This is a genomic window from Halomonas sp. AOP30-A1-24, assembly GCF_052378165.1.
Classification (GTDB): domain Bacteria; phylum Pseudomonadota; class Gammaproteobacteria; order Pseudomonadales; family Halomonadaceae; genus Vreelandella; species Vreelandella citrativorans.
In genome coordinates, this window is sequence record NZ_JBQSXL010000011.1 from 42,835 (window position 1) to 55,062 (window position 12,228).

A 12,228-nucleotide genomic window follows, 5' to 3' on the forward strand; every position below is an offset into this window, starting at 1 on the left:
GACGCCATGCGTTCGTTTAACAGTTTTCTTGATCGCGCCGCCGGGCGCGATCTTGCCTGTGGACTGCTTTTCAGTGGCATCGCCCTTGTCGGGCTCATCGACGTAAGCGGCAATACGATGTTGATGAACACGCTGGGCCGAGGCCCTGACCCAGGTCCCGCACTGCTGCCGCTGACCGTTCTAAGTTTCATGTTGCTGGGAGGGGGCATTCTCCTTCTCAAGGGGTTGGCCGGCTGGGTACTTCACTTGCGCAAGACAGCCGAGCAGACGCCGACCCAAAGTGACGCTCCTCTAAGCCGTCACACGCACGCGGCAGCCCTGCTTATTTCTCTTTTGGCGCTGCCAAGCGTGGTGACATCGCTTGGTTTCTTGCCAGCGACCTGGCTTTTCGCCGCCCCTTGGCTCATCTGGCTGGAATATCGTCGCTGCCATCGCCTGCATCGTGCCCTACTGCTCGGCATCATAACCGCCTCGTTACTAAGCCTTGCGCTGTATCTGATCTTCATCACCCTGCTGGGCGTCGCGCTATGACGCCCGCGATCAGGAGACTACCATGCTGATCGACAGTTTCTTTACCTCGCTCCTAGCAACACTCGCATCGCCCTGGGGTTTGATGCTTGCTGTGCTGGGCACTCTGCTTGGCATCGTACTCGGCGCCCTACCGGGCGTTAGTTCCACCATGGCGCTAGCTATTCTGCTACCGTTGAGTTTCGGTATGGACCCCGCATTTGCCATTCTCTTTCTACTCTGTGTATTCGTTGCCAGTGTCTACGGTGGTTCAATCTCCGCCATCCTGATCAACATTCCAGGCACGCCGGGTGCAATCGTCACTCAATTGGACGGTCACCCTCTTGCCCGTGCAGGACGAGCTAAGGAAGCGTTGGTCTATGCGCTGATCGCCTCGAGCGTAGGGGGCGTCATCGGTCTGGCGCTTCTGGTGGTCACCGCTCCGATGCTGGCCTCAATCGCGATGCGCTTTAAAAGCCCCGAGTTCACGGCTATCGCGGTATTCGGTTTGGTGCTACTTGCCTACGCTTCGCCAGGTTCAACGGTACGCGGATTGCTGGTCGGCGCCGTCGGTCTACTCTGTGGAATGGTAGGGTTCGATGCTTTAACCGACGTCTCGCGCTTCACTTTCGATACACGTGGCCTGCAAGGTGGCATCGAACTAGTACCGCTATGTGTAGGGTTGTTCGGGCTCGCTGAGGTTCTCAGGAATCTGCACGACTCTCATCGCGCCACGCCTGAGTTCGACATGCAATCTACCCAATCGCCTCTACCGAATCTGCGCGCGATCGCTGGACGCTGGGCGTCGATGTTACGCGGTTCCTTTATTGGCGCATTTGTCGGCGCTATACCCGCTGCCGGGTCGGCTATCGCAGTGGCTATTGCCTACGCCCAGGAGATGCGCTTTTCAAGGCATCCCGAGCGCTTCGGCCATGGCGCCGTCGAGGGTGTGGTGGGGCCCGAGGCCGCTAATAGTTCGAGCATCGGTGGCACGCTGATACCAATGATGACGCTGGGCGTACCTGGAGATGCCATCACGGCAGTATTGATGGGGTCGCTGTTAATCCATGGGCTGCGGCCAGGGCCAATGCTCTTCGCCGAAAACCCAAGTTTCGTCTCGAGCCTCTACGCCGGGTTCTTCCTTGCGCTACTGCTCACGCTGGTCATCGGCCTTTTGCTGATGCGCTGGTTGCCTTGGGTACTGCGCATCCCTTCGCATACGTTGCTCATCGGCATTGCGCTGCTTTGCGTGGTAGGCGCCTATGCTATTCGCAGCAGCATGGCAGATGTCTACATCATGCTCTTCTTCGGCGCCGTAGGGTACGCCTTATATCTCTTGTCGCTACCCGCTGCCCCTTTGGCCTTCGGCTTGATTCTGGGGCCGCTGCTTGAGGAGAATCTGCGCCGCAGCCTGCTGCTGGGTCGCGGCTCTTGGGAGGTATTCTTGCACAGCCCCATTGCCATGGGCCTGTTTGGTCTGTCATTACTGGCCATCATACTGCCGCTTTTGGCGCCACTCTGGGTGCGGCTTGGCAATGACATAAAGCGCGTAAGGATGCGCTGACTGTCGCGATCACCAAACGGCCCCTCGTACTATGGGACGGGGTCTGCATTCATTTTTTCCAGCAGGTGCATCAGCGCCACCCGCTCGGCAGGGTTGAGGTTTTGCATCGTCGCATCGCTGATCTGTTGAGCGTTGGGCACCATTGCCTCAACGATGGCGGCCCCAGCTTCGGTAATCACCACCATCACCTTGCGTTGATCGTTGGGGTCGGTGGTCAGCGTTACCCATTCACGGGCCTTGAGACGCTTGATCACCCCCCGAACAGTGGCCGGGTCAATGGCCGTGGCGTTAACGATATCGGTTAAGGAGCTGGCCCCTCGCTCCATCACTGTGCACAAAGCGACAAACTGAATGGCCGTTAGCTGCTTATCGCAGACGTGGCGCTGGAAAATGGCAATGTGGCGCTGATAGGCCTTACGTAACAGATGGCCTACCTGTTCTGAAAAATCGTACCCCTGCTCAGACGGTGTAGGGTGTGCGTTTTTTTGGACGTCGAGGGAACGATCCGATGTCATTCAAACTCCTTGCTGATGTGCAATGATGTCACTGAAGTATGGCAGTGGAAAAAGGTTAGGGAGAACTTTACGTATAACGCGAGAATTACCGCCTGATTCACCGTCAATTTATGGCGTACACATTATAAGTTTATATTAAACTCAAGCAACCTCTCGCGATACATGAAAGACCTGAGCATCTAAAAAAACCAAGGAGGCCACATGACCGGCAAGAAAGTCTATGATCGACAAGCCCTTCTGCATGATCCAGATCATCTTATCGTGTATCGAGATCCGATTACGCCTCCCAAGCCCGCACCAGGACAACCGGGTACACATTCTAATTTCGTACCTACTGAGCCCGAAATATTTATTGCTATCCTGAGCGCGGGCCAGGTGCTGGCGTTCAACGGTCATGTGGATCTTGGCACAGGCATACGCACTGCGCTTGCCCAGATCGTGGCGGAAGAGCTTGAGGTAGCGCTTGAATCCGTCACCATGGTTTTGGGTGATCCGTTCGAGGTACCCAATCAGGGGCCGACGATTGCAAGCGCCACTATTCAGATTACTGCCGAGCCGCTTCGTCGTGCTGCCGCTCAGGCGCGTGAATATTTACTGTTCAGAGCCGCCCTGCATTTTGGTCTACCTCAACACAAGCTCTTTTGTCGTGCAGGTCATATTTCACCGTTAGACGACACGTTACCCGCCATCGGCTATAGCGAACTGCTCGTCGGCGCCCGACATGCTCTGAAGCTTGCCGATGAGGTGCCCCTCAAACCTGTCCATCAATACAGCTTGGTGGGCAAGGCAGCGCCTCGCGTTGATATTCCCGGCAAGGTGACGGGCGCACTGACGTTCGTACATGACTTTCGTTTGCCGGATATGCTCTACGGCCACGTGATTCGACCTCCTTACAGTGGCTATGACCGGGGCGATTTCGTCGGTAATTCACTGGTATCCGTTGATGAAAACTCAGTAGCCGGCATGGCAGGGCTGGTCAGCGTCGTGACGATTGGCGACTTTGTCGGCGTTGTGGCTGAACGCGAAGAGCAGGCGGCCGCTATCGCCCGTAAACTCAACATCGTTTGGCGCAAGCCCGATACGCTGCCCCCCATGCATAACATTGAGCAGGCATTGGACGAACTGCCGGTGCAACAACGCCTGCTGCTTGAAGAAGGCCAGGTCGACGATGCCCTCAAAAGTGCTCAACATCGTGTTCGACGCGCTTATGTCTGGCCCTTTCAACTGCATGGCTCAATTGGGCCTTCATGCTCGGTTGCCCACTACCGTGACGATCAACTGCACGTCTGGTCGGGCACGCAGAATCCTCACAGCTTGCGTGCCGATCTGTCACGTCTAATGCTGCTGGATGAAAGCGCCATTACCGTCACGCGTATGGAGGCCTCTGGCTGTTACGGCCGCAACTGTGCCGATGATGTGGGTGCTGATGCGGCGTTGTTATCAAGGGCCGTTGGTCGCCCTGTGCGCGTCCAGCTCACCCGCGAGCAGGAGCATCTCTGGGAACCCAAGGGAGCTGCCCAGCGGATGGATGTTGAAGCCGGTATCGATGCCGACGGTAATCTGACAGGCTACCGTTTCGTGGCTCGCTACCCTTCCAACAATGCACCGACTCTGGCGCTTTTGCTGACAGGCGCACAGCCACCCAGCGACGTGCCTTTCCAGATGGGTGATCGTACGTCCGTTCCGCCCTATGGCTATCCGCATCGGCGTATTGCCTGTGACGATGTGCCCACGCTCGTACGCGCCTCATGGCTACGCGGCGTTTCCGCCATGCCGAACGCTTTTGCGCATGAAAGTGTCATTGATGAGCTGGCTTACCTGGCCGGGGAAGACCCCGTTGCCTTCCGAATTAGGCACTTGACCGATACGCGCGCGATAGAACTCGTCAAGACCCTGGCAGAACGTGCCCATTGGCAGCCTCGCCCAGCGTACCCTGCCCCTCGTACCGAAGCGGGCTGGCATTACGGGCGGGGGTTTGCCTACGCGCAGTACGTGCATAGCAAATTCCCCGGATTCGGCGCCGCGCTGGCGGCCTGGGTCGTCGAGCTCAAAGTGCATACCGCCAGTGGCCGGATCATTATCGAACGTCTGTATGTGGGCCAGGATGCCGGACTCATGATCAACCCCGATGGCGTACGCCACCAGGTGCATGGCAACGTCATCCAGACGCTTAGCCGAACCCTGAAAGAGCGGGTGACCTTCGAAAAGGGACTGCCCATGAATCGCGAATGGGGCAGCTACCCCATCCTGCGCTTTTCGGAGCTTCCGGATATTCAGCTTCTAATGCTGGACCGAACGGACCAGCCGTCGCTAGGTGTCGGCGAATCCACGTCGCTGCCTGGCGCCCCGGCCATTGCCAATGCGCTGTTCGATGCGACCGGGGTTCGCTTTACACACCCTCCGTTTACCGCAGAGACCGTGCGTCGGCGGCTTGGGCAGGGCAATAGACCCACAGAAAAACGCGCCGAGGTGGCGCTGTAATGCAGCACCTTGATCTTCAGGTTGTCGAGCGGGCCCTCCAGTGGGCTAACCAAGGCCGTGTGGTCTGGCTGTGTACGGTGCTGTCGACCTTTGGCTCGTCACCCAGGGAGCCCGGAGCCATCATGGCCGCGTGCTCAAAAGAGCAGTTCATTGGTTCGTTATCAGGCGGGTGCGTTGAAGAGAACTTTCTGGAACGCCTGGAAAAAGGGGCTTTTTCATCCTCACCGGTTCAACTGATTCATTTTGGTGGCGAAAGTGATGAAACCGTTCGCCTGCCCTGCGGCGGACGTCTTGATGTGCTGGTAGAACGGCTTGAGCCCAGCGCCGACACATTGATCCATCTTGAAGTCATGCATGCCACGCTGATGGGGCGACGGCCATTGATACGTCATGTGTTACTGGACGGATCTCGCAAGCGCTTCATCGTGCCCGAAGGGCCGGGACCTGCCGTCACGTGCGATGAGCATGCCGCCTATCTTCGTATTGGCCCGTCACTGCGCCTTGTAATCGCAGGTATTTCCGCCATCGCTACTCCTTGCGCCCAGTTCGCTCAGGCACTGGGATTTGAAGTCATTGTCTGCGACCCACGCGAGGAGATGCGGCGCGGCTTCAATGTTCCTGGTGTCGAGGTACAGGCGGTGTTGCCTTCGCTGTTCATAGCCTCAGGAGCCTGCCACGCAGCCACGGCGATTGTCGCCCTTACGCACGATCCGCGTATTGATGATCTGGCGATGATCGAAGCTGTACGCACTGACGCTTTTTATATCGGCGTCATGGGGTCGAAGAAAACCTCAGCCCAACGTGCCGAACGCTTACGGCGCTCCGGCGGTTTGACCGACACCGATATCGCGCGGATCGTGATGCCGATTGGCCTAGACCTGGGAAGTAAGACACCGGCGGAGATCGCGCTGGCGACCATGGCCGATATTCTGCGTGTCTACAGGGGAAAATGACATGACAAGCGGTAACACATCGATAGTCAGTAGCGTATCCAACGCTTTTGATAAAAGCATCCTCAACGTTTACTGGCCTATACCAATGGTAATTACACTTAAGTTAATCGTAAAACGGTCGTTATTAACTTTTGCGCCAGCAATAAAAACGATCTCTGCGCCATAAAAAACTGCGTGGATCATGATCGGCCAGTGATGGCCAACCTTTAACCACCGAGGCTTTTAATGAGCAAGTTCTCTCGTCTGTCGTTAACACAAAAATTGCTGAGCGCAGTCGCTCTTCCTTTACTGCTTGTTGCCATCGTTCTCGGCATTATCGTCAATCAGCAGCTCAATCGAGCCATTCCTGACCTAATCGACAATGCCGGTACACGGCAAGTTGAGGCACGCGCCGACGAGATAGGCCGCTGGATCAACGGCTACCGTAACTGGAATGCGGTGCTGGCGGAAGATGAGCGTCTCGCCGAAGATCTGCCTGTCGCTACGCATCTTGACTGGCTCGCCAAACGCTACCCTCCGGGCGGCACCATCGAGTCGCTTTTTTTCTCTAATGCCTCGGGCGACACGATAACCCATGCTGGCGTGCCGCTAGACATCTCGGAACGTTCCTACTTCAAGACACTCATTTCTGAAGGCAGCCAGGATAGCCTGCTTGTCGACCCGGTGATCTCCATGGTCAGCGGGCTGCCAACGGCGTTAGTAGTCGATACCGTTTTCGATGAACGCGGCAATCGCGCAGGGCTACTCGGCATCACCGTGTCCATGGCGGCGGTGTCTGATATCACCTCGGCAATCAATGTCGGTGAGGGGAGCTACGGCTGGCTTATTGACAGCCAGGGCCAGGTCATTGCCCACCCGGTGGAAGAGTACCGCATGTCGCTGAACTATACCGACGCCGACCGCACTCAGGGGTATCAGGGGTTGGATGCGCTGAGTCAGTCAATTCTCAGCGGCGCCCCCGGTTCCGGTGAAATCACCATGCCCAGTGGCGAACGTACCCGGCTTATGTGGAGTCCGGTGGAGGGCACGTCCTGGGTTGTCGGCGTGACCGTCCCGATGACCGCCTTTACCGCCGTAACCAACAGCTTGCTGAAATCCCTGCTGCTGGCGGGCGGGTTGCTGCTGATATTGCTTCTGGTGGTAGCTGCCTATGCGGCACGCCGCTCGCTTGCGCCAATCAAGCATACGGCTAGCGCCATGGCCGATATCGCTCAGGGCAAGGGCGATCTGACCCGCCGTCTGGAGGTTAAATCACAAGACGAGATCGGTGATCTGGCGCGTGGTTTCAATGCGTTCGTTGAACGTATGCAGGGCACCCTCCAGGAAGTGCGCTATAACGCCCAAACGGTACTCGCCGGTGCCAGCGACATGGCGGATGGCACTCACGAACTCTCCTCACGTACCGATCAGGCCGCCGCCAATATCCAGGAAACCTCCGCCTCCATGGAGGAGATCCACTCAACGGTGGCGCACACGTCGCAAGCTTCTGAGCAGGCTAATGGTCTGGCGATTGAAGCCGCCGGCGCCTCTAAACGCGGCACTGAATCCATGACCCAGATGGAAAGCAAGATGGGCGCGATCAGCGAGTCGTCCAACAAGATCAGCGATATTATCGGCCTGATAGACTCCATCGCTTTTCAAACCAATATCCTAGCGCTTAACGCGTCGGTCGAAGCCGCAAGAGCCGGTGAACAGGGGCGCGGATTTGCGGTGGTGGCCAACGAAGTGCGTACGCTGGCCAGCCGCTCGGCCACTGCGGCGCAGGATATCCGCGCGCTGATTGATGTGTCGGTCAATCATGCCAAGGAAGGCAACCATATCGTTAAATCCGCTGCCCAGCAGATGCAGGAAATCCATCGCAGCATTACTCAGGTATCTGACGTGATTGGCGAAATCACCGCTGGCGCTCGCGAGCAAACCGCAGGCATCGAACAGGTGAATACTGCCGTTGCCGAAATGGATACCATGACGCAGCAGAATGCCTCCATGGTCAGCCAGAATGCCTCTCTTGCCGCGCAGATGCGTAAAAACGCCGAGCGCCTGGACCAGTTGATGAGCGAGTTCGTGCTGGGCGATTCGCAGCCGCTATCCATCACGGCAAGCGCTACTCCGCCAGCAAGCAGCCCCCGCTTACCGGCCGCATCCACTACACCTTCAGCACCCAAGCCCAAAAAGGCCGTCGCCGAACCTGAGTGGGAAGCGTTTTAAGCCTTTCCTTATACCTAAAAAAGCCCGCATCTTTCGATGCGGGCAAGACTGGGTACACCAATAACAGTGACTGCTCACGCGCCCCTTATAGGGCGCGTGGCATTACGCTAAATCAAACCGATCAGCGTTCATCACTTTTGTCCAAGCGGCAATAAAGTCGCTGGCAAACTTCTCGACGTGGTCATCCTGGGCGTAGATTTCGGCATAGGCACGCAGAATCGAGTTGGAGCCAAACACCAGATCAACGCGGCTGGCTGTCCACTTCACTTGACCCGTTTGGCGATCACGAATCTCATAATGGTCGCCCGCCGGGTGCCAGGTATTGGCCATATCCACCAGGTTCACGAAGAAGTCGTTGGTCAATGCGCCTTCGCGCTCGGTGAACACGCCATGTTTGGTGCCTGCGTGGTTGGTGCCCAGCACACGCATGCCGCCGACCAGTACGGTCATTTCCGCCGCAGTCAGGCCAAGCAGCTGGGAGCGGTCCAGCAGCATCTCTTCGGGGCTGACCACGTAGGTATCTTTCTGCCAGTTGCGGTAGCCGTCGGCCAGCGGCTCGAGCGCCTCGAACGACTCGGCGTCGGTCATCTCATCCGTTGCATCACCACGGCCGGGGGCAAAGGGCACTGTGACGCTTAAGCCTGCGGCTTTTATCGCCTGTTCGATGCCCACATTGCCCGCCAGCACGATGGTATCGGCAAGACTTGCACCGCTTTCCTGGGCAATGGGTTCAAGCACTGCCAGCACGCGGGCCAAGCGCTCGGGCTCGTTGCCCTCCCACTGGTTTTGCGGTGCCAAGCGGATACGTGCTCCGTTGGCACCGCCGCGCATGTCAGAGCCACGGTAGGTGCGTGCGCTGTCCCAGGCGGTGTTGACCATATCGCTGATGCTCAGGCCGCTGGCGGCGATGCGGGCTTTCAGGGCATCCACATCGTAGTCGGTGCGGCCCGCAGGCACCGGGTCTTGCCAGATCAGGTCTTCCTGGGGTACGTCCGGGCCTACATAGCGTACCTTCGGGCCCATGTCGCGGTGGGTCAGCTTGAACCAGGCGCGGGCGAAGACATCATCAAAGTACGCCGGGTCCGCCATGAAGCGCTGGCAGATGGCGTTGTAAATCGGGTCGACCTTCATAGCCATATCGGCATCGGTCATGATCGGCATGCAGCGGATGGAAGGGTCTTCCACGTCTACCGGCATGTCCTCTTCTTTAATGTCGACAGGTTCCCACTGCGAAGCACCGGCGGGGGATTTTCTCAGCTCCCATTCGTGGCCAAACAGCATCTCGAAGTAGCCCATGTCCCACTGCGTCGGGTTCTTGGTCCAGGCGCCTTCAATACCGCTTACCAGGGTGTCACGGCCAATGCCACGACCCTTGGTTTTCATCCAGCCAAGGCCCTGGAGCTCGGGGCCAGCCGCTTCGGGCTCCGGGCTTAGATCGCCGGGTGTGCCGTTACCATGGCACTTGCCGATAGTGTGGCCACCAGCAGTCAGGGCAACCGTTTCTTCATCGTTCATCGCCATGCGTTTGAAGGTTTCACGCACCTGGGCGGCGGTCTTGAGCGGGTCGGACTGGCCGTTCACGCCTTCCGGGTTCACGTAGATCAGGCCCATCTGCACGGCGGCCAGCGGGTTATGCATGGTGTCGGGCTTTGCCACGTCGCCGTAGCGGCCGTCGGAAGGCGCCAGCCACTCTTTTTCAGCGCCCCAGTAGGTGTCCTTTTCAGGGTGCCAGATATCCTCGCGACCAAACGCAAAGCCGAAGGTTTTCAAACCCGCGACTTCATAGGCCACAGTGCCGGAGAGAATCATCAAATCGGCCCAGGATATTTTGTTACCGTACTTCTTTTTGATTGGCCACAGCAGGCGGCGGCCTTTATCGGTATTGGCGTTATCCGGCCAGGAGTTGAGCGGTGCAAAGCGCTGATTGCCGGTGCCGCCACCACCACGGCCATCCGCCAGGCGATAAGAACCTGCCGCATGCCAGGCCACCCGGGCAAACATGCCTACGTAGCTTCCCCAGTCGGCTGGCCACCACTCCTGGCTTTGGGTAATCAGTTGGCGAAGGTCCGCTTTCAGTGCCTCGACATCCAACGTTTGAAGCGCTTCGCGATAGTTAAAATCTTCACCCAGTGGGTTCGTCTTGGTATCGTGCTGGTGCAGGATGTCCAGGTTCAGGGCGTTAGGCCACCAGTCGGTGTTGGACTTGCTGGCGGCTGTGTTACCACCGTGCATTACCGGGCATTTACCACTCATGCGTTCGTTTCCCCTTATTGCTCTTACCCCTGGCGTGACCAGAGGAACACTCAATGACGTCTCTCAACATGACGCTTTCAAAACGCGCGAGCGGGCGACTCATTGACATGGCACTGTTTTAAAGCACATTAGCTATAGCTACAATTTGCATTTAGCGACTAACTTGATAGTAATTTTTAATCCACAGGCGAAAAGGCCATTTCCTGGTAACCATGGCAGTGAGCGAGACGCGCCGACTAAACGCAAACAGGGCGCCCTTTGGCGCCCTGTTCGTTGGGTTACACTGCGTTGTGGAGCGTTAATCGACCAGCGGCAGCAATGCATTCAGACTATCGCGAGCATCACCGTAGAACATCCGGCTGTTCTCCTTGAAGAACAGCGGGTTTTCGATGCCTGAGTAGCCGGTACCCTGCCCGCGCTTACAGATAAACACTTGCTTGGCCTCCCAGACCTTCAATACCGGCATACCGGCAATGGGGCTGTTAGGGTCTTCTTCAGCGGCCGGGTTAACGATATCGTTGGAACCAATCACGATCACCACGTCGGTGCTGGCGAAATCATCATTGATTTCATCCATCTCCAATACAATGTCGTAAGGCACCTTGGCCTCGGCCAGCAACACATTCATGTGCCCCGGCAAACGGCCCGCCACCGGGTGAATGCCAAAGCGTACGTTCTTACCTGCCGCGCGCAGCTTGCGCACCAGGTCGCTGACCGCACCTTGAGCTTGCGCGACAGCCATACCGTACCCCGGCACGATCACCACGCTATCGGCATCGTTTAGGGCACTGGCCACGCCGCCAGCATCAATCGCCACCTGTTCGCCTTCGATCTCTGCCGCTGGCCCAGTACTTCCGCCAAAACCGCCCAGAATCACGTTAACGAAGTTGCGGTTCATCGCTTTACACATGATGTAAGAGAGAATCGCCCCAGAGGAGCCCACCAGCGCGCCGGTCACGATCAACAGATCATTAGAGAGCGTAAAGCCGATAGCCGCCGCCGCCCAGCCGGAGTAGCTGTTGAGCATCGACACCACCACCGGCATGTCCGCACCGCCAATCCCCATGATCAGGTGATAACCGATGAAGAAAGCCAGTGCGGCCAGCAAAATCAGCGTCCAGAAGCCTGCACCGTTGAGATAGAGAATCGCCAACAGCAGTGAAAGCACTGCCGCCCCAGCATTCAGCAGATGCCCGCCAGGCAGTTGACGCGGTTTGCCATCCACCTTGCCCGCCAGCTTGCCAAAGGCGATCACGGAGCCTGTAAAGGTGATCGCACCGATAAAGATGCCCAGCACGACCTCAATCTGCAAAAACGTTAGCTCATCGGGGGCCTTGGTAGCCACCAGCGCGGCAAACGCCGAAAACTCTTGCATGACACCATCAGCCGCACGAGCAGCCAGCACTCGGCGGCGCTCCAGGTCCGCACTCCATGCCACAAACACGGCCGCCAAACCCACAAAGCTGTGCAGGGCGGCCACCAGCTGGGGCATTTCGGTCATTTCGACCTTACCCGCCATATAGGTACCGATGCCTGCGCCGATAATCATCATCGGGATCAACCACCAGTAGCCACCTATGCCCGGCCCAAAGGCGGTGAAAAATACCGCAACGGCCATCCCTACAATGCCGTACCACACAGCACGCTTGGCTTTTTCCTGATTACTAAGCCCACCCAGCGATAAAATAAACAGTACGCTTGCCGCAATCGCCGCGGCAGATACGAATCCTTGACCTAACATATCGTC

Annotated in this window: 8 protein-coding genes; 5 read left to right on the forward strand and 3 right to left on the reverse strand. The window is 57.6% G+C overall.

Annotated elements, in window-relative coordinates; all coding sequences use genetic code 11:
* Positions 1-6: 6 nt before the first annotated feature.
* Positions 7-531, forward strand: coding sequence for a tripartite tricarboxylate transporter TctB family protein (locus tag ACT3TJ_RS08205; RefSeq protein WP_441678593.1), 525 nt, complete (start codon positions 7-9; stop codon positions 529-531).
* Positions 532-553: 22 nt separating this feature from the next.
* Positions 554-2,071, forward strand: coding sequence for a tripartite tricarboxylate transporter permease (locus ACT3TJ_RS08210; protein WP_441678591.1), 1,518 nt, complete (start codon positions 554-556; stop codon positions 2,069-2,071).
* Between the two features lie 29 nt (positions 2,072-2,100).
* On the opposite strand, the gene ACT3TJ_RS08215 is transcribed toward ACT3TJ_RS08210, so the two are convergent.
* Positions 2,101-2,586 (reverse strand): MarR family winged helix-turn-helix transcriptional regulator, encoded by a 486-nt coding sequence (locus tag ACT3TJ_RS08215; protein ID WP_290982284.1) that lies wholly within the window; start codon positions 2,584-2,586, stop codon positions 2,101-2,103.
* Positions 2,587-2,787: 201 nt separating this feature from the next.
* Here ACT3TJ_RS08215 and ACT3TJ_RS08220 point away from each other — a divergent pair, with 201 nt between their 5' ends.
* From ACT3TJ_RS08220 to ACT3TJ_RS08230, 3 genes are all read left to right on the forward strand, one after another.
* The gene (locus ACT3TJ_RS08220; protein ID WP_441678589.1) at positions 2,788-5,067 is read left to right on the forward strand and encodes a molybdopterin cofactor-binding domain-containing protein; all 2,280 of its coding nucleotides are present in this window, start codon (positions 2,788-2,790) and stop codon (positions 5,065-5,067) included.
* On the forward strand, positions 5,067-6,020 hold the full coding sequence (locus tag ACT3TJ_RS08225) for an XdhC family protein (protein ID WP_441678587.1): 954 nt from the start codon (positions 5,067-5,069) through the stop codon (positions 6,018-6,020). The genes ACT3TJ_RS08220 and ACT3TJ_RS08225 overlap by 1 nt, the downstream gene beginning before the upstream one ends.
* 225 nt (positions 6,021-6,245) lie before the next feature.
* Positions 6,246-8,228, forward strand: a complete 1,983-nt coding sequence (locus ACT3TJ_RS08230; protein WP_441678585.1) for a methyl-accepting chemotaxis protein — start codon at positions 6,246-6,248, stop codon at positions 8,226-8,228.
* 102 nt (positions 8,229-8,330) lie between these two features.
* Here the strand turns inward: ACT3TJ_RS08230 and katG are convergent, their stop codons facing one another.
* Positions 8,331-10,481: a catalase/peroxidase HPI gene (gene katG, locus ACT3TJ_RS08235; protein ID WP_444665565.1), complete on the reverse strand. Its 2,151-nt coding sequence runs from the start codon at positions 10,479-10,481 to the stop codon at positions 8,331-8,333.
* 298 nt (positions 10,482-10,779) lie between these two features.
* Positions 10,780-12,222 carry an NAD(P)(+) transhydrogenase (Re/Si-specific) subunit beta gene (locus tag ACT3TJ_RS08240; protein ID WP_444665567.1) on the reverse strand — a complete coding sequence of 481 codons (1,443 nt, stop codon included), beginning with the start codon at positions 12,220-12,222 and terminating at the stop codon, positions 10,780-10,782.
* Between the last annotated feature and the right edge of the window lie 6 nt (positions 12,223-12,228).